The organism is Amycolatopsis thailandensis (assembly GCF_002234405.1).
Lineage (GTDB): Bacteria > Actinomycetota > Actinomycetes > Mycobacteriales > Pseudonocardiaceae > Amycolatopsis > Amycolatopsis thailandensis.
On the sequence record NZ_NMQT01000172.1, the window covers coordinates 41305 to 62591 of the forward strand.

The 21287-nt window shown below is 68.7% G+C and carries 17 protein-coding genes; 8 read left to right on the plus strand and 9 right to left on the minus strand.

Annotated features, from left to right (window positions below; all coding sequences use genetic code 11):
- Nucleotides 1–2: 2 nt before the first annotated feature.
- From CFP71_RS39280 to CFP71_RS39315, 8 genes are read right to left on the minus strand one after another with little or no spacing between them, the layout of a single operon-like run.
- Entirely contained in the window at nucleotides 3–1028 is a 1026-nt protein-coding gene (locus CFP71_RS39280) for a C45 family autoproteolytic acyltransferase/hydrolase (protein WP_208636142.1), read from the minus strand.
- Nucleotides 1025–1642, minus strand: a complete 618-nt coding sequence (locus tag CFP71_RS39285; protein ID WP_093938960.1) for a GNAT family N-acetyltransferase — start codon at nucleotides 1640–1642, stop codon at nucleotides 1025–1027. The genes CFP71_RS39280 and CFP71_RS39285 overlap by 4 nt, the downstream gene beginning before the upstream one ends.
- Complete coding sequence (locus tag CFP71_RS39290) at nucleotides 1639–1905, minus strand: acyl carrier protein (protein WP_093938961.1); 267 nt, start codon at nucleotides 1903–1905, stop codon at nucleotides 1639–1641. Before CFP71_RS39290 ends, CFP71_RS39285 begins: the two co-directional genes overlap by 4 nt.
- A complete protein-coding gene (locus CFP71_RS39295; protein WP_093938962.1) occupies nucleotides 1895–3442 on the minus strand; it encodes an AMP-binding protein in 1548 nt (515 codons plus the stop codon). The genes CFP71_RS39290 and CFP71_RS39295 overlap by 11 nt, the downstream gene beginning before the upstream one ends.
- Nucleotides 3442–6735, minus strand: a complete 3294-nt coding sequence (locus CFP71_RS39300; RefSeq protein ID WP_093938963.1) for a non-ribosomal peptide synthetase — start codon at nucleotides 6733–6735, stop codon at nucleotides 3442–3444. The genes CFP71_RS39295 and CFP71_RS39300 overlap by 1 nt, the downstream gene beginning before the upstream one ends.
- On the minus strand, nucleotides 6732–9005 hold the full coding sequence (locus tag CFP71_RS39305) for a class I tRNA ligase family protein (RefSeq protein ID WP_093938964.1): 2274 nt from the start codon (nucleotides 9003–9005) through the stop codon (nucleotides 6732–6734). Before CFP71_RS39305 ends, CFP71_RS39300 begins: the two co-directional genes overlap by 4 nt.
- A gap of 2 nt (nucleotides 9006–9007) precedes the next feature.
- Nucleotides 9008–10102 (minus strand): NAD(P)/FAD-dependent oxidoreductase, encoded by a 1095-nt coding sequence (locus CFP71_RS39310; protein WP_244200002.1) that lies wholly within the window; start codon nucleotides 10100–10102, stop codon nucleotides 9008–9010.
- Nucleotides 10099–11427, minus strand: coding sequence for a lysine N(6)-hydroxylase/L-ornithine N(5)-oxygenase family protein (locus CFP71_RS39315; protein WP_244200003.1), 1329 nt, complete (start codon nucleotides 11425–11427; stop codon nucleotides 10099–10101). The genes CFP71_RS39310 and CFP71_RS39315 overlap by 4 nt, the downstream gene beginning before the upstream one ends.
- A 656-nt stretch (nucleotides 11428–12083) precedes the next feature.
- Here CFP71_RS39315 and CFP71_RS39320 point away from each other — a divergent pair.
- The 6 genes from CFP71_RS39320 to CFP71_RS39345 all read left to right on the plus strand — a co-directional run bounded on the left by CFP71_RS39320 (nucleotide 12084) and on the right by CFP71_RS39345 (nucleotide 18345).
- Entirely contained in the window at nucleotides 12084–14234 is a 2151-nt protein-coding gene (locus CFP71_RS39320; protein WP_093938966.1) for a hypothetical protein, read from the plus strand.
- A gap of 95 nt (nucleotides 14235–14329) precedes the next feature.
- Entirely contained in the window at nucleotides 14330–15229 is a 900-nt protein-coding gene (locus CFP71_RS39325; RefSeq protein WP_244200004.1) for a DMT family transporter, read from the plus strand.
- Complete coding sequence (locus CFP71_RS39330) at nucleotides 15226–16236, plus strand: Glu/Leu/Phe/Val dehydrogenase family protein (RefSeq protein WP_167406438.1); 1011 nt, start codon at nucleotides 15226–15228, stop codon at nucleotides 16234–16236. The genes CFP71_RS39325 and CFP71_RS39330 overlap by 4 nt, the downstream gene beginning before the upstream one ends.
- A 119-nt stretch (nucleotides 16237–16355) precedes the next feature.
- Nucleotides 16356–16679: a hypothetical protein gene (locus CFP71_RS39335; RefSeq protein WP_093938969.1), complete on the plus strand. Its 324-nt coding sequence runs from the start codon at nucleotides 16356–16358 to the stop codon at nucleotides 16677–16679.
- Nucleotides 16676–17077 (plus strand): nuclear transport factor 2 family protein, encoded by a 402-nt coding sequence (locus tag CFP71_RS39340; protein ID WP_093938970.1) that lies wholly within the window; start codon nucleotides 16676–16678, stop codon nucleotides 17075–17077. Before CFP71_RS39335 ends, CFP71_RS39340 begins: the two co-directional genes overlap by 4 nt.
- Before the next feature lie 623 nt (nucleotides 17078–17700).
- Nucleotides 17701–18345 (plus strand): lytic polysaccharide monooxygenase auxiliary activity family 9 protein, encoded by a 645-nt coding sequence (locus CFP71_RS39345; protein ID WP_093938971.1) that lies wholly within the window; start codon nucleotides 17701–17703, stop codon nucleotides 18343–18345.
- 60 nt (nucleotides 18346–18405) lie between these two features.
- On the opposite strand, the gene CFP71_RS39350 is transcribed toward CFP71_RS39345, so the two are convergent.
- Nucleotides 18406–18735, minus strand: coding sequence for an ArsR/SmtB family transcription factor (locus CFP71_RS39350; protein WP_093938972.1), 330 nt, complete (start codon nucleotides 18733–18735; stop codon nucleotides 18406–18408).
- A 166-nt stretch (nucleotides 18736–18901) separates the two neighbouring features.
- Here CFP71_RS39350 and CFP71_RS39355 point away from each other — a divergent pair, with 166 nt between their 5' ends.
- Entirely contained in the window at nucleotides 18902–20044 is a 1143-nt protein-coding gene (locus CFP71_RS39355) for an FAD-dependent monooxygenase (RefSeq protein ID WP_093938973.1), read from the plus strand.
- Nucleotides 20045–20393: 349 nt separating this feature from the next.
- The gene (locus CFP71_RS39360) at nucleotides 20394–21152 is read left to right on the plus strand and encodes a S1 family peptidase (RefSeq protein WP_093938974.1); all 759 of its coding nucleotides are present in this window, start codon (nucleotides 20394–20396) and stop codon (nucleotides 21150–21152) included.
- Nucleotides 21153–21287: the final 135 nt, after the last annotated feature.

Sequence of the window (21287 nt, forward strand, 5' to 3'; positions counted from 1 at the left end):
GGTCACAGCGCGAAGGATTCGGTGGACGAGGCTGCCGGGTCGCCGGGGCGCACGTGCAGCTCCCCGCGATCCGGGCGGAGCACCACCGCGGCGACGGTCCGGTCGCGGCGGATGTCGCCGTCGCCCGCGACGCGCACAGGGTCGCGGGACAGCAACGCGAAATGGTCCTCTGTGGACGCTCGCGCCGGCAGCACGGCCAGCCGCTCTTCGCAGGCGGCGAGCCGCCGGACGGAGAAGTTGCGCGCGAAGACGGTCAGCTCGTCCCGCGGGACGAGGTCCGGATGCAGGAAATGGTTGGTGTGCGCCACTTCCGCTCCCGTGCTCACCCGGAGGTCGTCGTCGGCGATCTCCACCCACGCGGCTGTTTCCCGGTCGCACAGGGTCAGCGACCGTGAGCTGGCGAGCCGCAGGTCACGCACCGCGTCCACGGCTTCGGTGACGCTGTCGCAGGTGTCGAGCAGATGCCGGATCGCGAGGTAGGGCGACGGCCCGTGCCGCCATTCGCCCGCCAGCACCAGATTCAGCCCGACAGCGAGCCCGGCGCTGTTGACGCCGAGATAGCCGAGCAGGCCACCGAAACTGAGCACCAGCGACCGGCGCGGTCCCACCCGGACGTCGAGCACCGCGATGTGGTCGTCGAGATCGCCGTTGAGATCGACCGTCTGCGCGAGCACCGGCTCGGATCCCGTCCGGGCGTAGGTCGTGCAGTCGCCCATCGTCGGCAGCTTCCGGTAGCCGAGCACCTCACGCCGCATCTGCAGCAGCACCGCTTCGTCGTGGGAGATGCCGGCACCGTCCGCCAGGCCGCGGATCTCCTCGGCCAGGTCCGGGAGCTGAGCGTCGATCGCTCGGGCGTACTCGGTGAGGTCCGGGCGTAACACGTCGAGGTCCAAAGGGTCGGGTGAGAGCGCGTTGAGCCGGGCGAAGCGGTCGCTGAGGAAGGCCCGCAGTTCCTTCCTCAGCGCCTCGCCGTGAGCGCGGCCGCGAGCGAAGGCGTCCCCGTGGGCACGGACCAAGGGGATGGTCACGAGCCGCGCTCCTTGCCCTTCTTCCCCGCCAGCAGGGTGGCCGACACCTCGGGCCATTCGGCGCGCAGGACGCTGTAGTAGACGGCGTCGCGGCGCCGGTTGCCCGGCATGGGGTTGAAGCTGCGCAGGATGCCCTCCTCGACCGCGCCGATGTTGCGCAGCCCCCGGCGGGCCTGTTCGTTCAGCGCGTCGGTCTTGAACTCGACCCGCTCGGCGCCCAGCCGTTCGAAAGCTTCGCGCAGCATGAGGTACTTGGCCCAGTGGTTGACACCCTTGCCGTGGAACTTCGTCCCCAGCCAGGACCAGCCGATCTCGAGCCGTCCGGCGTCCTGGTTGATGCTGCAGAAGCTCATGCTGCCCGCGATCAGCCCGGACGAGCGGTCGGTGATGACGTACACGACCCGTTCGCCGTTGGCCTGGTCGGCGACGGCGGCGTCGAAGAAGGCGTCGAACTGCTCGTCGGTCTCGATGAGCTGGACGAAGTAGCGCCAGATCGCCGGGTCCAGAGCCTGTGTGCGCAGCGGCTCGCGATCGGTCTCGGCGATCGGCCGCAGCAGCACGTGCTCGTCGGACAGTTCGGTGCGGGCGGCGTCCGCCCAGCGCGGCCCGGTCATCCGGCCACCGCCCCGGCGAGCGCGTCGGTGACGTCGCGGAGCGTCTTCATGGCGGCGACGTCCGGCTCGGTGAACGTCTCCAGCGCGACCCCGGTGTCGTCGCAGGCGGACATCAGGAACATCACCTTCTGCATCGAGGTCAGCCCGTAGCCCTCGGCGAGATCACGGTCCGGGTCGAAGTCCGCCGGGTCGACCGGCTTGCTCAGCACGCGGGACAGGTTGTCCCGCACCGCGTCGTCGATGGTGGACAGGTCAGCAGACATGCACGCTCCCTTGATCGTCGTGGATCTCGTCGTGATAGCGGTCGGCGATACGCGACCGCAGTGGCTTGAACTGTGAGGTGAGCAGCCCGTTGGCGGAGCTGAACGGTTCGTCGGCGACGACCACCTTGCGGATCTGCTCGTCGGCGCCGAACGCCGCGTTGGTGCGGGCGAGCTGTTCGGCGATGGCCGCTTCGTCGGCGGGGAGCGAAGCCGGGGACACCACCGCCACCAGATAACTCTGGGCAGGGCAGAACAGCACGCATTCGGCGATGGCGGGACTGGTGCGCATATGGTCTTCGACCGGGCGCACCACCACCTTCCGGCCGTTCTCGAGCACGATCACGTCGTCGGCCCGACCCTTGATGTAGAGGAAGCCGTCGTCGTCCACTTCCCCCAGATCACCGGTGCGAACCAGGTCCGGCTCGGGAAACACCCGTTCGGACGCGCCGGGTGGCGCGAACTCGTAGCGGTGGCACACCGGGAACCGGCTGCGGACGCTCACGACGCCGTCTTCGCCGATCAGGACTTCCTTGTGCGGGAGCACCTTGCCGACGCTTCCCCGGCGGTGCGCGCCGGGATGATTCTTGGTCACGACGCAGGTCTCGTTGAGCCCGTATCCTTCGTAGATGGGCAGCCCCGCGTCGGTGAAGAACCGCAGGACGTCTTCGGCCGCCGGCGCGGAGCCGGTCCACAGGTAGCGGACGCGGTCGCCGAACACCCGGCGGGCGCCGTGGGCCAGCGCCTCCGACGGCGGGGTCTCCGGGCCCGTCCTGGCGACCTGTCGCTCGATGAAGGCCTTGGCGGTGGCGAAGAACCCCGGCACCCCCATCACCACGGTGGGCGCGACCCGCCGCAGCGTCGGGAAGGCGGCCTCGTAGGTGCTCAGCGTGACGTCGTGTCCGTAGCGGAACGCCGAGTAGACCCAGTACCGCTGCTGCAGGACCGCCAGCGGAAGGAAGACGAACAGATCGTCGTCGCCGCCGTGCTGGAAGATCTCCTGCACGGCGGCGATCCCGGCGTCGATGCTGCCGACCGACGCGGTCATGCCCTTGGGCTCGCCGGTGCTACCCGACGTGAGCTTCAGGGTCGTGACGTCCTCCGGCCCGTAAAGCACCGGCTCGGGCGCGACGGCGTCATCGTCCGTGGCCAGGGCCCGGACGTCCGTCAGCGGCTGGATTCGGTCGCCGTCCCCGTCGGCGAAGAGCGCCGTCAGTCCGTACCGGACGGCCAGCGCGGGGTCGGCGTCGAATTTCGCCGGGTCGAACCCCACGGTCACCGCGCCGACGCGCAGGGCCGCGAGGTCCAGCAGGACCCACTCCAGGCAGTTGGGCGCGAGCACGCCGACCCGGTCGCCGCGCCGGACACCGAGGTCGACGAGGGCGTGGGCGACCCTGCCCGCCATCTCGTAGACCTCGCGCAGGTCGAACTCCTCGGTCTTGTCGAGCCTCGCGACCCGTAATCGGTGACCGGGCTCGGGTGGGGCCGCGATGATGGCGTTCAGCAGCCCGTCCGGGATCCTCGTTCCGAGGGCGGTCATCAGCGGACTCCCTTCTTCCTCGGCGCGGCCGCGATCATCGCGGCCATACGGCGCACGGTGTCCAGTTCGGGCAACCGGTCCAAGGTGAAGCCGACGCCGAACCGTTTGCGGACACCGGCGAGGATCCGGGCCGCGACCAGCGAGTCACCGCCGAGGTCGAACAGGGTCGTGGTGGCGGCGGGAACGCCGGACTTGAGCACCTCCGCCCACAGGAGCGCGACGTCGTGCTCCAGTTCGGTGTCCGGTGGCACCTGGGCGGCGGCCGCCTGGCCGGGCTTGTGTTCCTGCAGCTTCGCGCGGTCGACCTTTCCGTTGCGGGTCAAGGGGAACGCGTCATGCCAATAGACCCCGGACGGCACCATGTACTGCGGCAGCACCTCGCGCAGCCGCGCGCCGAGGTCGTGGGCGGTGGGCCGCTCGTCCCCGGCGGGCACGAGATGCGCGACAAGGCGGTCTCCCCGTCCGGCGGACTCGCGCGCCACCACGGCGCGGCGGACCTCGTCCAGTGCGACCAGCCGGGTCTCGACCTCGCCCGCCTCGATACGGTAGCCGTTGACCTTGATCTGGAAGTCCGTGCGGCCGAGGATCTCGATCTCGCCGGTGGGCAGCCAGCGGCCCAGGTCACCGGTGCGGTAGATCCGTTCGCCGCGGACGGGATCGTCGGCGAACCGCTCGGCGGTCCGCTCCTCGTCGTTCCAGTAGCCGCGCGCCAGGCCGGTGCCGGCCGCACAGATCTCCCCGGTGACCCAGTCCGGCAGATCACGGCCCGCCGCGTCGAGCACGTAGGCCCGGTTGTTGGCGTTGGGCCTGCCGTAGGGGATCGACTCCGAGCCGTCCTCGTGGGTGCCGACCGGATGCGAGATGTTCCAGATGGTCGTCTCGGTCGGTCCGCCGAGCGAGACCACGTCCAGTCCGGGAAGCGTTGCCCGCAGCGCGGCCGGGAGCGCCGGGGGCAGCCGGTCGCCGCTCATCATGACCAGCCGCAGCGTCTTCAGCGCCTCGGCGCCGTCGGCCTCGGCTTGTTCGAGCAGCAGTCCGACGATGGCGGGTACCGAATTCCACACGGTCACCCCCGTCCGGCCGCACAATCGCAGCCAGTGCCCCGGATCGGCCGCTTGATCGGCGTCGGGCAGCACGACGGCCGCTCCTGCCGACAGCGCGCCGAACACGTCGTAGACGGACAAGTCGAACGAAAACATGCTGATGCCGAAGAACCGGTCACCGGGACCGACGCCGAACCGTCTGTTGCAGTCGGCGACGACGTTGGCGACCGCGCCGTGGGTGACCATGACGCCCTTGGGCCTGCCGGTGGTGCCGGAGGTGTAGAGCACGTAGGCCATGTCGTCCGGATGGGCATCGGGCAAGGGCTCCACGGGCGGCACCGATTCGGCGGGACGGGTGAGGTCCAGGTTCAGCACGGCGCGCTCGTCATCGCTGTGGCCGGCGTTGGTGAGGACGAACCTGGTGCCGCCGTCGGCGAGCATGAGCGCACGTCGTTCCCCGGGCAGCCCGGCGTCGACCGGCAGGTACGCCCCGCCCGCGAGCACGACGGCGAGGATCCCGGCGACATGTTCGGGCCCGCGGGTCATCACCAGCCCGACAGGCTCGTCACGACGTACTCCTCGATCCCGCAGCCAGCGCGCCGCCCGCTGGACATGGGCGAGCAGCTCGCGATAGCTGATCTCGGCCGTTCCGGTGATCACCGCGGGGGCGTCCGGGGTGGACTCAGCCTGCGCCAGGAAGCGTTGCGGTAGAACAGGGTCCGGGATTTCGGTCGCGGTCGCGTTGACTTCCGCGCGGCGGGCGCGCTGGGCTTCCGGGCGCAGGTCGAAGAGCCGGCGCGACCAGGCGTCGGGATCGAGCAGTTCACCGAGCAGCCGCCGGAACCCGTCGACGACAGCGTCGATCAGTCCTTCGGGGAACAGTTCGTCGACACTGTCGAACTGCACCACGAGCCCGCCGTGCTGCTCGTAAGGCGACACGTCCAGCCACACCTGCGGAGTCTGGCTCTCGGTGTACACCTCCGGGCCGAACAACTCCATCGCCGACCCGTCGGCGCCTTCGTAGCCGATGGCGCTGTTGAAGGTGTAGGGCATCCGGGCGTCCGCGCCGCCGTTCCTGGCCAGCTCGCGCAGGACGTCGATGCCGGAGAAATGCCGGTTGTCCAGGGATTCGCGCAGCGAGGCCTGGATCGCGCGGGCCCGGTCGGCGAACGCCGCGCCGGGGTCCGGTTCCACCCGCACCAGCATGGTCTCGCCGAAGTTCCCCAGCGCGGTGTGGATCCGCGGGTGGATCGGCGGCCGGTTGGCCACGGTGGTGTTGAGCGTGAACCGATCCCCCGCGCCCCAGCAAGTCAGCACTTCGCTGTAGACGGCCAGCAGCAATCCGGACGGTGTCAACCCGTATCCGGCGGCCAGCTCCTTCAGTGAAGTCCATTGTGGACTGTCGAGGCGGGCGAACCGCGTGGTGAACCGGGCTTCGGTGATCGAAGACGGGCTGGTGCGCAGCGGCAGATCCGGATGCGGTGCGAGGTCGTCCAGGCGAGCCAGCCAGTAGTCACGAGACCGCTTCGCCGGTGCACGGCCGCGGGCTCGTTCCTGGGCGGAGACGAAGTCGGCGAACGCCGCTTCCTCCCCCGCCTCCGCGGGCTCGCCCAGGTACTCGGCGTGCCACTGCTGGAAGAACAGGAAGATGCTGATCGCGTCGAGGATCAGGCCGTCGTGGTCGACGTGCAGCAGCATCTCCTCGTCGGAGAGCAGGGTGACCGCGACGGCCAGCAACGGTGCCTCGTCGGCGGGCAGGCTGCGGTGGGCCCGCTCGGCACGCACCGATTCCCGGTGCTCGTCCTGCTCCTCGGCGGGTTTGCCGCGCAGGTCGTACCGGAGGATCCGGACGGGTGCGGAACGCTGCTCGATCTGGGTGCCGTCCTCGGTGAACCGGGTGCGCAGGATGCCGTGTCGTGCCACCACGGTGTTCAGCGCGCGTTCCAGCCCGTCGATGTCCCAGCAGCCCGAGATCTCGTGGTAGACGTGGCTGGCGGAGCCGATCTCCACCTGACGGTCACGGCCGATCAGGTAGCCGCGTTGCAACGCCGTCAGCGGCTCGCCGGGCGGGGTGTCCAGGTAGTCGACGAGGTCGGCCTTGTGCGCCTTGACCTTCGCGACCAGATCGGCGTCCATCCGCTCACGCGGGCCCTGCAGTTTCAGGTCGGTTCCCGAGAGGCTCACGGTGAGCCCCCGCGAGCGCAGTTCCCGCACCACCTGGGCGGGGGTTTCCCGTTCGGTCGTCGTCATCGGCCCACCTCCGCGTGCTTGCGCACCACGTCTTCGGGGAGGTCCTTCACGAGGGTGTCGGCGAGCCCGGCGACGTCGCCGCCGTTGAGCAGTGTCTCCAGTGGAACGTCAGCGTCCAGCCGGTCGGTCAGCTGGTACTGCAGCGCGACGGCCTGCATGGACTGCATGCCCAGCTCGGTCAGGGAAAGATGCGCCACCGGCTCGTCGGCGGGCAGCCTGAGCACCTCGCGGACCACCCCGGACAGCCAGGGCAGCAGCGGTGATTCGGCGGCGCTCTCGGGTTTCGCGCCGAAGAAGACACGACCGGCGAGGGTGACGGCGGTTCCCGCGGGCACCAGGTCCACGGTGTGCGGCCAGGTGCGGTCCGCGGGCAGCCCCAGTGCCTCCGCCAGGACACTCGCGAACCGCGGCATGACCGGCGTGCCGCAAGTGGCCAGCAGCCGGGCCGCGGCCAGTTCCAGCGCGAGGGCGGTACGCGCCTCGTCGGCCCAGTCCCCGACGTGCGCGGCGGCCGATTCCGCGGCCGCGAACGCGCGCGTGTCCTCGACCAGGCCCAGCAGTTCGGCGGCGGCGGAGTTCAAGGAGAACCCGTCGGCGCCCAGTGACCGGGTCAGCGCGGCGAGCCGCTCGGTGAGCCGGGCCAGGAACGCGGTGTGCTCCGGGGTCCAGACACCCGCGTCGGGAACCTTGCCGCCGTGATCGCGGACGATCCGCTCTCCCAGGCCCGCGAGCCAGCCCTGCCATCGGGTTTCGAGCGTGTCCCGGGTGAAGGCGTCGAACTCGTCGGGGTCGAAGTTGGTGCGCCTGCCCTCCGGGCGGGTCAGCGCCAGGTAGAGCCGGTACGCGTCCACGGTCTCCGGGCCGAGCACGTCACGGCCCCAGACCGCGTGGCGGCGGCTGGTGGAGAACTTGCTCTCCTGGAGCAGGTAGAACTCGTTGATGTGGTAGTCGATGTCGGGCGCCCACTCCGGATGCGCGGCCCGGTAAAGCGCCGGCACGACGATCGGATGGAAGAAACTCCCGTCGGCGCCGAGGAAGTGCACGATCTTCCAGTCCGCGTCCGGCTCGTCGGCCCGCCATTCCTCGCCGGTGTGTGCGCCGAGCGCGCCGACCCCGTGCAGGATGCTGTAGGCGTAGTCGATCCACGACCAGATCACCTGCCCGTCCACTGCCGACTCGGCGGGAGGCAGGCCCCAGCCGGCGGGATGGGTGAGCGGGACTTCGACCGGGCCACGCGACAGGACCCGGGCGGCCAGTTCCTTCACCGACGAAGGCACCCGGCCCTTGCGGTGGTGGTCACGCACGTGATCGGCCAGTTCGTGCAGGGAAAGCTGATAACGGCGCACGGTGCCGCGCCGGGGTGCGGCACCGGACTCCGCCGAGACCGGGTCCACCAGGTCGGCGACCGAGTTGGGTTCCTTGCAGCCCTCGCAGATGTTGCCGCCGGTGGTCTCCCCGCACGACGGGCACTTGCCGCTGACGCCGGATTCGAAGAGGTACCTTCCCGATTCCGGGTCGAACAGCGCGTCGGCCTCGGCCAGCCGGACGGAGTCGGACGCGATCAGCGTGCCGAAGAAACCCCGCAGGCCGTCCGGGTAGGTGTCGTCGGCGCTGGTCGCGGTGAATTGGTGGACCTCGATGTCCATGGCCGCGAGGGTCTCGCGGATCCGCCCGCTGTAGTGGGTCGCGGTGTCCAGGGCGGAGCGCCCTTCCTTGGCCCCGGCCGCCTCGACGTAGTTCTGGTAGTCGTCGCTGCCGCAGAGGTGCCAGGCCCGCACCCCGTTCATCCGCTGGAACCGGGTGTAGGCGTCCGCGGCGAAGAAGGGCCCGGCCAGATGTCCCAGATGCAGGTCGCCGTTGGGGGTGGGCGCGGACGAGAACACGAAGACCGGGCGCTCCCCGAAACGGCGGCGCACCGATCGGCCGGCGGCCGCGGTCGCACGGGCGGTGTCGCGCCAGAAGAACGACGCCAGCACGAGATCGGTTTCGCCGGTGTTGGTGACGTAGTGGGTTTCGAACGGGTCGAAGCGCACTACGGCCCCGGCCTCGATCTGGTGTTCGGCGCCATCGACGACGAGGTCGCCCCCGCCGGCGACCAGCACCCACACCTCGGTCTCGTCGTGTTGATGGGTCAGCGACCGTACGCCCGGGGCCACCCTGCCCCAGGACGCACCGACGCCCAGGTCACCGGCGGCGCCCGGATCCAGTGCGGCGACGTCGATGCCGAACGCGCGGCTCAGCCCTTCGCCGGTGAACGTACTGATGTCCACGATCAACTTCCTCCCGATTCGAGCAGGTCGGCGGCACGTGCGGCGATGGCGGGCGCGAGCCGGTAGCCGGAGCCGTTCGCCGCGCCGGCGAACACGATCCGCCCGTTGCCGAGTGCGCGTACCAAGGGTTCGCCGGTGCCGCTGTAGGCGTCGCAGAAGACCCGGCCGGAGAGGCGGTCCACCGCCATCCCCGGGGCGTGACGCCGCAGGATCTCCCGGGCGTCGTCCAGGTGCCGCCCGGTCAGCCCGGCCGACGGCGTGTCCGGATCGACGTCCCATTCCGGACAGGTGTAGCTGAACAGCCAGTGGCCGCGCTCGGGCAACGGCAGCAGGAAGGCGTCCTCGCGTTCGAAGATCACCGCCGCGTCGGCCGGATCCGGCCGCCCGCCCACGTGCAGCGCGACGATCTTCTTCACCCTGGCCGCCAAGGGAGCGACCAGGGATCGCCACGCGGGAGCTCCCAGCCACGGGCCGGGCGCGAGCACGACCCGTCCCGCGGTCAGTTCCTCCCCGGTGCCCAGCCGCAGCCCTACCCCGTCCGCGTCCTCGGACACCGCCTCGACCCGGACGGCCTCGCGGACCTCGATCTCGGTGCGCAGATCGGCGGTCACGGCACGGGTCACGGCGGTTACGTCGGCGTACTGGGCGCCCTGGACGGACCAGGCGATCGATCCCGCCGGCGGGCGCACCCCGTCCGGCAGGTCCTCGGCCGCGGTGAGGTCGGCTTCGGGCAGGTAGTCCGAGCGCAGGCGCGGCTCGTCGGCGACGGTGCCCACCACGCGCATGGCCACGGGGCGGATGGGCAGATCGGGGCGGCCGCGGACCAGCTCGGTGTAGTAGCGCTGGCTGAAGCGAGCCATCTCGCGTACCGCCGGAGTGGCGCCACGCGGGGTGTGCAACCCCGCCGACCGCAGCGAGGCGCCCCCGCCGACCAGATCGCGGTCGATCAGCAGGACCGAGGCGTCCGGTCTCCGGCGGGCGACCTCGCGAGCGGTGAGGCAGCCGATGATGCCGCCGCCGAGCACGGCGATGTCCGCTCTGGCCGAGGCGCTCCGCGTCGGAGCGCCGAAGATTTCGGCCGTTGTCGCCGCTCTCACGTCCGGTCCAGCAGTTCTGTGGTGTGTTTGCCCGCCCAGTCGATGAACGGTTCCAGTTGTTCGTTGGAGTGCACCCCGAGCAGCCGGTCCATGATCCGCTGGCTGCGCCAGGCGACCAGGCTCAGGTTCGGGTCGGCCAGGCCGCGCTGGTCGCGGACCCCGTTCTGCAGGAACACGCAGCGATCGCGGGGACCGTCCCAGCGGATCGCGAAGTCCTTGTCCACGTTGTATTCCTCGCCTTCGCGGGCGAGCTTCGCCTCCAACGGCGACAGGAAGTCCGCCGTCGCGGGGCGATAGCCGGTGGCCCAGACGACGAAGTCGGACTCGACGTGTTCGATCAGGCCGGGGTCGTCGTTTCCCGCGACGGTCAGATCCCACGCGTCGTGGCCGGCTCTCACGCCGGTGACGGTCCGGTTGGGCAAGAGGGCGAAGAGGTCGTCGGCGCCGTCGACGAAGCGCCGGGCGTAGCAACGCTGGTAGATCTCCCGCAGGGTCGACTCGGAAATCCCGTCGCTGGTCAGCACGTTCTGCGCGTTGAGCGCCACCCGGGCGGGCCGGTCGAGGTCGAAGAAGTAGTCGGAATAGCTGGGGACGAAGTACTCGTTCGTGAACGGCGTGTCGTCGATCGGGAAATAGTTGTGCCGACGTGAAATCCAGATGACGCGGCGGGGAAGTTGTTCGATCGGGCGGGAGATCAGGTCGAGGAAGACTTCCGCGCCGGACTGCCCGCCACCGACCACCGCGACCCGCTTGCCCGCGAAGTCCCGATCGCGCGAAACGAAATCGCTCACGTGGAACTGCGATCCGCCCAATTTCCCGCGAGCCGGTTCGGGCACCCACGGCCGGGTGCCGATTCCCACCACGACGTTGTCCGCCGTGGCCGTCCGTTTGTTGGTACGCACGACGAAAGACGTCCCGTCGAAATCGACCTCTTGGACTTCCTCACCGAAGCGGACATTCGTGTTGGTCTTGCTCGCCCATTCGAGGTAGTTGCGGAACTCCTGTCGTGGCACTGCGTCGAACTGGGCGTTGATGAAGTGGTAGATCCTGCCCTGATCGTGCAGATAGGACAGGAATGAGAACCGGTTGGTCGGCTCGGACAACGTGACCAGGTCTTTCAGCAACGACACCTGCAGTGTCGCACCCGGTATCTGCTGTCCGTCGTGCCAGCCGAACCGTTCCTCCCTGTCGAGGAAGAGGTTGCTGACCTCGTTCTTGTCATGCAACAGCGCCGCCAAGCTCAGATTGGCGGGCCCGACGCCGACTCCGAGGCACCTGTAGTGGGCTGTCTCGTGCCGTCGCTGACGCGGCAACGGAGCGGTCACCACTCGCCTCTCCCCTCGTAGGCCGTAGCCTGCTGCCGCCTTGCGGTCGGCTCGTTCTTCTCGCACATCGGGATCCCTTCCCGTACCTCCGCCACCTGTCACGGCCATGTATGCCCCAGGACGAATCACCCGGCGGCCGATCGATACCCGCCAGTGCGATTAATCAGGACTTCAACTTGAGGACACGCCGAATTCGCGCTGCGTCCGAAATCCGGCTGAATGCGCTCACTTGAGCGACGTTCCCCAGGACCTGCTGTCGCGATTAATCCATCGAGAACCAGGACCGGACACCATCAGCGCGAGGCGCGCACATCCATTTCGACGCCTTCTCCGGTGTCCTCGTCGACGCTAGCACGCGATTCACCGACACCGCACGCCGAAGGGTGATTTTCCGTTATTCCACAAGGGAAAACCTGCGGAAATGCCCGCCCGGTACACCGTCCGCCGCCCTCCACGCCGCCACATGGCCGACGAATACCGCGCCCATTTCGACCACATTCCGTCCATTATGGACGAAATAGCGAAACGCCTCACCGGCATTCGTCGTACGCCGAACGCGTGAAGATACTTACCCGGGTTGTCAGTTCCTCACGACCTGACAAGCTGGATCGGTGAGGAAACCGGAGGAGAGTATCGATAGCGTGACAGAAACTCGGATGACGACAATCACGGGACTATCACCGTCCGACCGGGCGGACGCGCTCGACCAGGCGATCCAGGCCGCGGGAAGCATCACCTCCGACATCACGGTGATCACAACCGGTCATCTCCCGGGCACGTTTCCGCAGACCGCCGCGGCGGCGCTGAACGTCGTGGAACGACCCGCCGATCCCCTGGCCGAGGCGCTGCGCACACGGCTGCGACAGGGCAGGCCGCTGCTCGTCGTCCGAGGTGGCAGGCGCAGCAACGCGGACGTCGCCGGGACGATCGCCGACCTTCTCCGTCATTGCCCGGGCTTGACCGTGCTCGCCGAGGCGCCGGCCCCGCTCGGTGTGCCCGGAGAGCAGGTCGTCGCGCTGCCCTCGGCACCCGGTCCTTTCGACGCGGAGAGGGTCACGCGGGTGGCGAGGTTCTCCCTTCACAGCCGTATTTTCGACACCCGGATGGCCGCGGCGCTCGCCGGAACCACCCAGGAAGACGCCGAGACCCTCCTGAACGGGCTCACGGCGGAAGGCCTGATTCAGCGGGATGAGGACGGCTGGCGTCTCCCGCCGGATATCGTGGAACTCCTCCCCCAGCCGGACAGCGACGCCCTGGAGCGACGCGTCCGCTGGGCTGCCAAGGAAGCCGCCGAGCTCCGCGCCCTCGTCGAAACCGGTGGTGCCTGGCGTGATCGCTTCGACTTCGTCGCCGATGACCTCCGGGCCACGGTGCGCGACCGGACCGAGCCGGACGCGGACGTCCGTCAGCACGAGATCGCCCGCACGCTGGCCGGACTTCTGTACGCGCGTCAACTGCTCGCGGAAGCGCGCAGCGCCTTCGAACTGGCGGCCACACTGGCCCCCGACGACCGCACCGCGGCCCGTGACCTGCGCTCGGCCGCCGACGTCGCCATGGCCGAGCACCGGGGCGAGCCGGCGTTCGCGCTGCTCCAGCAAGCCGCGGCACGCGCGGAGCGGGGCGGGGACCCGGTGGGGGCGGCGATCGCACTCGCGTACGCGGTCTGCGTCGGGAACCGGTTTCCCGCCACGTTCACCGAACTGGTCCCGCATGAGCGGCTGGTCGAGCTGATGCACGAGGCCGAACGGGTCGCACCGGAGGGTGATCCCATCGCGGAGGCCTACCTCGCGGCCGCGAGGGCCTGGAACGCCACCGGCGAGAAGACCACACCCGACCTGGACTTGACCGCGATCGCGCTGAACGCCGCGCGCGCCACCGATCAGCCAGTGCTGATCTCGGCCGCGCTGGACGCGGTGGCCAGTGCGGACGTCACCGCCGGCCGCTTCGCCCGCGCGCACCATTCGTGCGGGGAACGGCTGTCACTTCTGGAAAGGCTTCCCCGGCACGAGCCGAACATCGGCGTCGAGATCGTGGACACGCTGCACGTGGTGCCGCTGGTCGCGCTCGCGGCGGGGCGACTGCCGGAGGCGGTACTCGCGGCGGAGGAGTCCTGGAAGGACCCCTTCCGTGGCCTCTACATGCGGGCAGGCAAACTCGTCGTCCCGCTGGTCCTCAGCGGTCACCTCGACAGGGCTCTGGAATACGCGGAGATCTCCTGGGACGCCTGGCAGCGCCTCGGCGGGCCACCCGCACGCTGGATGGCCCCTGCCGCCCTGGCCGCGGGCATGGCGAACGCCCTTCGCGGAAATGTCTCCCAGTACGACGCTTGGGCCAGGCGGGCGCTGACGTTGTCGGAACCCGGTGTGCACAGCGGGCTCAGGGAAAGCTTCGAGGCTTTCGTCCGCCCCCGGGTCGCCCTGCACCAGGGCGACGTCGAATCGGCGATGTCCACGTCGCTGACCCCGAAGGGCGGTTGGTACGACAGCGCTCACCAGTTCTACGACGCCTATGCCTGGGCCGTGGCCGCGGAGAGCGCGATCGTCGCGGGCGATCCCCGGGCCGGGGAGCTGCTGTCCGCCGCGGAACCCGCCGCGGCGGAGAACCTCTGGGCGGCGGCCTGTCTCGCCCGCGCTCGCGGCAGACTGCACGACGACCGCGCGGCCCTGGAGGAAGCCGTCAACGGCTGGCAGGCGATCGGCGCCCGTTTCGAACTGGCCTGCACCCTCAGCCTGCTACCGGACCGGCGGGACGAGGCCACCTCGCGGCTGGCCGCGCTGGGCTGCCGACTCCCAGTCTCGCCGTTATGATCGAAAACCGGGCCGCGAGCGCGGTCGGAAGCAGGTCGTCGGAGCGCGACGAGAAGCGACGGCCCAATAAGGGCACGAGGGGACCGAAGTCGGACGTGGCCAGCACACGCCAGGAGACCGACTATCGAGCACTAGCCTCGGCAGGCATCACGATCGTTCTGTGGGCATCGGCGTTCGTGGTGATCCGGGACGCCGGGGAGCACATTTCCGCAGGAGCGCTCGCCTTGGGCAGGCTCGTGACCGGGGCGCTGGTACTGGGCGCGTTCCTGTTGGTACGCAAGCAAGGCTTCCCACCCAAAGCGGCATGGCCGGGCATTCTGGTCTCGGGCGTGGCGTGGTTCGGCGTGTACATGGTCGCGCTCAACGCCGGTGAACAACGCATCGACGCGGGTACCGCCTCACTCGTGATCAACCTTGGCCCGATCCTGATGGCCGCGCTGGGAGGCTGGCTGCTCAAGGAAGGGTTCCCGCCGCAGCTGATGGCGGGCTTGGCCTTGGGTTTCGCCGGCGCGGTCCTGGTCGGCTTCGCGTCGTCCGACGGAGGAAGCGCCAGCCTGATCGGTGTGTTGTTGTGCGGCCTCGCCGCGGCGGGCAGCGCCGTCGGGGTGATCGCCCAGAAGCCGGCACTGCGCCACGCGACGGCCTTGCAGGTGACGACCTTCGGAAACGCGATCGGGGCGCTGGTGTGTCTGCCCTTCGCCGGATCGCTGATACGGGAAGTGGCGGCGGCTCCCTCGAGCGCCCTGCTGGAGATCGTGTATCTGGGCGTGTTCCCGACCGCTCTGGCCTTCTCCACTTGGGCCTACGCGCTCTCCCGGACGACGGCCGGGAAACTGGGCGCCACGACCTACCTGGTCCCGGTGCTGGTGGTCGTCGTGAGCTGGGTCGTGCTCGACGAGGTCCCCGCGGCACTGTCGCTCGCCGGTGGCGCGCTGTGCCTGATCGGCGTGGCCGTGTCCCGGCGCAGATCGCGAGAAAAGGTGGAGGAAACGTGACCGTGGAAGAGGTTTCCGTCGACGGCTTCGAACGGGTCGTGATCGACCGGGGTCCGGCAGGCGAAGCACGCTCGATCATCGCGGTGCACGACACCCGTCTCGGCCCTGCCCTCGGCGGCGTGCGGATGCGCCCGTACCCGAACGAGAGCGATGCCGTCTCGGAATGCCTCGCCCTGGCTCGCGCGATGACGGTGAAAGCCGCCGCGGCCGGACTGGACCTCGGTGGCGGCTGGAGCATCATTCCCGCGGACACAGCCGAGAAGACACCGGAAAGGCTGCTGTCCCACGGCCGGGCGATCGCCACGTTCGACGGCCGGTTCATCCCGGTGAACGACGTGGGCACCGATCAAGCCGACCTGCGCGAGATCGGCAAGGTGACTTCGCCGGTCTGCGCGCAGGACGACCCGTCACCCTGGACCGCGCTGGGCGTCGCGGCGGGCATCAAGGCCTGCGCCGAGTTTTCCGGCCGCGCCGACCTCAAAGGCGCACGAATCGGAGTGCAAGGCGCCGGGCATGTGGGCAGCGCGCTGGTACGACTGCTCATCCGGGAAGGCGCGGACGTCACGGTGAGCGACGTGGACGAGGACCGCGCCGTCTCGCTCGCCGCCGAGACCGGTGCGATGGCGGTCGACCCCGATACCCTGCCCACGAGCGAGCTGGATGTTTTCGCGCCTTGCGCACTGGGCGGAGTGGTCACACCGGACGTGGTGCCCGCGCTTCGTTGCCGGATCATCGCCGGTGGCGCCAACAACGTCCTGGCCACCCCGGAGCTCGCGGACGAACTACGGAAGCGGCGCATCATCTACGCACCGGATTTCTGTGTGAACTCAGGCGGCGTGATCTTCCTTCAGTCCCAGCTTCGGGGTCTCAGTGAGGAAACCGCACGAGACCAGGTTCAGGGCGTGGGCACGACGATCTCCGAACTGCTCGCACACGCCGAAACCAACCGGGTCACGACGAGCCAGGCAGCGAACGATCTCGCTCAGAACCGGCTCGACGCCGCCTGAATCACTTACAAGACCGGGCCTCGTCTCCGGCCGCTCACCCGCCTCGTTCGACAGACGATCCGAGGGTCCTTCCTACGTCCCACTTGATGTGCAAAAGTTGCTGTGTGGGGAAGCGCGGGATGGACGACGAGCAGCGCGAGCGGATGCATGACCTCAAGCGGACGACCTGGCGGGGAATACTGACCGGTGGCGCTGTCCTCGTCTTCACGATTGTTGCCGGGGTGGTCCTGTCCGACGACTGGAAGGCGTACCTGGTCGTGGGCTCGTCTGGCCTCGCGCTGACGATCCTCGTGTTTCTCTCGCAGTGGCGCTACATCCGGCGCGGGCCGTTCCCTCGGCTGCCCGCCGGCTTGCGTGATGGCACCTCTCCTTCATCCGGCGAGAAACCAGCCGACGCTGATCACGCCGGACGGAACCAAACGAATGGACAGGAGCACGCATGACCGACGACGTGGCCGACCAAGTGATCAAGGCCGAGAAGGACCGGATCCAATGTCTCCTCGACGTGGATCGCGACACCTACGACCGCTTGCACGCCACGGAGTACCGGTTGTGCAACCCGACCGGCACCGTGTGGACGAAGGCCGAATACCTGGAACTCCTCACCACCGGGCGGGTCGCCTACCGGGAACTGGGGCTGACCGGCGACATTGACGCCATCGTCGGCACCGACGTCGTCGTCCTCCACTACCGGTGCGTCATCGAACTCACCGTCGACGGCGCGGACATCCCGAAGCACGACGCCTGGCACACCGACGTCTACACCAATGCCGACGGCACCTGGCGTTGTGCCTGGTCGCAAGCCACCGGCATCTTGGACCTTCCGCCGGCCGCACCCTGACCCATCACGAGGAAGGCGCGGCCCGAAGAAGACTTCTGGACGCAACGCCATATTCCCGACGACATAGCCAGTGTGATCAGTGACGTAATTTCTCCACGCAAGACGAGTTTCGGTGATCCCCTACTGCACCTGTTCGGCGGCAGGGTTCCCATTCGGCGGCAGGGTTCCCAATGTCGCATTTGTGACGCTCAGCGACTCGAATGCGACATCGGGAACAGGGACGGAGCAGCCGGCCCGGCGGATCGCGGACGTCATCTGTCCATGACCATCCTTGCCGCTCACGACCCGTACGACCCAGTGCTGTCCGGCGCCCAGTGTTGCGAAAGCCACTTTCGCAACCTTCAACGTTGTGAAAGTGGCTTTCGCAACGTTCTCCCGCCTACGCCAGGTTCCGTGAAGGCCTCCTTCCCTACTTTCAGGGTAGGGAAGGAGGCCTTCACGGACTTCGCCATCCAACCTGACACTAATACAATCCAGATACTGGACACAGACGGCAAAACGGTCAGCGAACTGGCCTAGCCGAGGCCGATCACCCAGCCACGTACGACTTTCGGGCCTACACGCCGGTGCGACGGGACACCTACCGTGGTGTGGTCTAGACCTCTCATGAGAGGAACCTTCTGATGAAGTTTTCCCGCTCCGCCGTAAAAGTCGCGATACTCACCGCCGTGCTCAGCACGGTCTCGGCGCTCACCGCCGTTCCGGCCCTCGCGCACGGCTCGATGGGCAATCCGATCAGCCGGATCATGCAATGTTTCCAGGAGGGCCCGGAAAACCCGCGATCCGCCGCGTGCAAGGCCGCCATCGCGGTGGGCGACAGCTGGCCGATCTACGACTGGGACGAGGTCAACATCGGCGACGCCAGCGGCCACAGCCGCGAGATCATCCCGGACGGCAAGCTGTGCAGCGCCGGCCGGAGTAAGTACAAGGGGCTCGACCTCGCCCGCGCCGACTGGCCGGCGACCACACTACCGGCCAGCGGCCCGTACACCTTCCGGTACCAGCTGACCGCCGCACACCCGGGCACCTTCGAGCTGTACGTCACCAAACCGAGCTACGACCCGACGAAACCGCTCAAGTGGTCCGACCTCGAGAACACGCCGTTCTACAAGCAGGACAACCCGCGGATCGTCGGCAACGCCTACCAGCTCCAGGCGAACCTGCCCGGCGGGCGCACCGGCAGGCACCTGATCTACTCGATCTGGCAGCGCCATTGGCCCGACTCCGGTGAGGCCTTCTACTCCTGCTCGGACGTGATCTTCAACTGATCCCGCAAGCGGGCCGCGGCACCGTCCGGCGGCGCGCCGACCACCCCTCATCGGAGCGGATCAGGCGCTTCCGCCGGTCGCGGTGTCGCGGCGCTCCGCGGCCAGCAGGTCGAGCAGGCCGGGGAGCCGACGGTCGATTTCCGCCCGGCGCAACCGGATTCCCTTCCGGTTCCCGTAATTGATCTCGTGGATGAGCCCGGCCTCGCGTAAAACCCGGAAGTGGTGCGTCTGCGTCTGCTTGGACACCGGGAGATCGAACGAGTTGCAGGTGCGCTCGCTGTCGCTACCGTCCGCCGCCAGCTCCACGATCACGGAGCGGCGATGCTCGTCGGCGAGGGCGCGGAACACCGTGCCCAGATCGACGTCCCCGGCTGGACCTGACCCGGTCATCGCCTCACCTCCCTCAGGTACGTCTTGCATCGTACCTTACGGCCATGCTTGACTGAAGGTACGACGAGCGACGTACCTTCAGTGGGTGCGTGGCAACCGATCCGGGCTTCGCTCGAGCACAAAGCCTGCGGCGCTCGTCGCTTCCCTTCTCCGAAAGGTTGCGGCCATGACGCCTTCCCGCGTCCTGATCCACGGCGCCGGTATCGCCGGCCCGGCTCTCGCATATTGGCTGGCCCGGCACGGGTATCGGCCGACGGTCGTCGAGCAGGCCAAAGAACTGAGGTCCGGCGGCAGTGCCATCGTCGTCAAGGAACCGGCCCTGACGGTCGCCAGGAGCATGGGCATCCTCACGCGGTTGCGCGAGGTCGCCACCGGCTCGCGTGTCCTCTCGCTCCTCGATCAGGACGGGCGGCAGCTTCTCCGGGTCCCGACGACTTCCCCGCAGTCGATCGAAGTAACGCGATCCGACCTGTCCACGGTGCTCCACCAGGCAGCGCGCGACGACGCGGAGTTCCTCTTCGACGACACGATCACCAGCCTCCGCCAGGACCGATCGGGGGTCGAAGTCACCTTCCGCCGGTCACCGCCGCGCCGTTTCGACCTGCTCGTCGGCGCGGATGGCATCCATTCCCCGGTGCGCCGCCTGGCCTTCGGACCGGCGGAGCAGTTCACGACCGACCTGGGCATGTACGGCGCGACGGTGCCGATAGAGCCCGGCGCGCTCGATGATCCGGAGGTGGCTGTGATGCTGACCGCGCCCGGCCGGATGCTCACCATCCACCCGTCCCGGGGGAAACCACTCGCGATGTTCACCTTCCGCGGCGGGCGGGTGCCCGGCTACGACCGTCACGACGCCGCGTTCCACAAGCGCATAGTGGCGGAGGCGTACGCCGGAATCGGCTGGCGAAGCCCTGAATTGGTCGAGGCGTACCAGAACCACCCCGCGCCCTTCTTCGATCCGCTCGCCAACGTGCGGATGGACAAGTGGTCGCGGGGCCGCGTGGCCTTGCTCGGGGACGCGGCATCCGCCGTAGCCCTGTTCGGCGACGGATCGAGCATGGCGATGGCGGGCGCACACACGCTGGCCGAGGCGCTCGCAGCGCATCCCGATGACCATGAGCGTGCCTTTCAGGCCTACGAAGCGAAGCACCGGCGGCAGGTGGACCCGAGGCACCGTCGCGTCAGCCTCGTCGCCACGCTGCTCGTTCCGCGAACTCGGCATGGGCTGGTGCTCCGCAATACGGCCGTCCGAGCCGTCGGTCTCGCCACCCGGAACTCCACGTCCTCCAGGCAGAACAGCCGGGTCTGAGGCGTCGCTCCAGAAAAATCCACAATGGACAGATGAGCACGCCGTCCGACCCTCGACCACCGAACCCGAGCCCATCGCGATGGCGGAGCCTGACCGCGGTGTCGATCATGCCAGGATTCACGACTGCGACTCCGATGCCGCGGGTCGTCGCCTGCAGGCGGAGGTTATCGGCGAAAACCCAGTCCTCATGCCCGCCTGCCGATGGTATGTCCGATTCCGTACCAACGGAGGTAGCGAATACCCTACAGAGCACTACGGTGGGGTGTAGATCGATCTGACTACCGAATCCCTTCCCATGCAGGACTCCCCTTTCTCAGCAGGAGGCCGAAAAATCATGTGGATCCGACGTATGTCCGTGATCGCCGCCGCTCTCTTTGCCGGGTCGCTCTTCGCCGGGCCCGCGGCTGTGGCCGAGTCACCGGCCGGACCGCCGATCGAACCTTTCATCATCGGCGGCAAGGTCGTCACCACGCCTTACTCGTTCTTCGCGTCGCTGCAGCGCAACGGTCGTCACTTCTGCGGAGCGTCGCTCATCGCCCCGCAATGGCTTGTCACGGCAAAGCACTGCGTACAGGGCTCCACCGGTGGTGGCTTCTCCGCCCGGATCGGCTCGGTCAACACCGGCTCCGGCGGCGAGCTCATCACGGCGACGAGCGCGACCCTCGGCGCGAACGACATCGCCGTGGTGAAGCTCTCGAGAGCGGCCATGGGCACGCCGATCAAGATCGCGACCTCGACCCCGGCCGTCGGCACCGTCAATAAGCTGATCGGGCACGGTCAGACGTGCGGTAGCCCTGGTTGCGGTGGCTCGTCGCCACAGCTTCGCGAGGTGGACACCACGACCGTCGCGGACTCCAGGTGCACCGCCGATTTCAAACGAGGCAAAGAGATCTGCTTCCAGGGCGCCCCCGGAACCAGTGCCTGCTACGGCGATTCCGGCGGCCCGTCCATTTTGGACGGTAAGCTGACCGGCGCCACCAGCCGATCCGGCAACAACAGCAGCAACTGCCTCAATGGCCCGGGAATCTACAACAGCGTCCCCGGCTACCGCGCCTGGATCGACCAGGTCACGGGTGGCGCGGTGACCGCGTGGGAGGCCACTTCATGATTTCTCCCAGGTCCTGACGGCGCCGTACCGGGCCGAAATACCTCCAGGAATCGTGCACGTCATGTCAGGTGAGGTGTTGGCCGGGGTGTGGTCGACGGGGGAGGATTCCGGACGTTCACCGTCCGGAATCCTCCC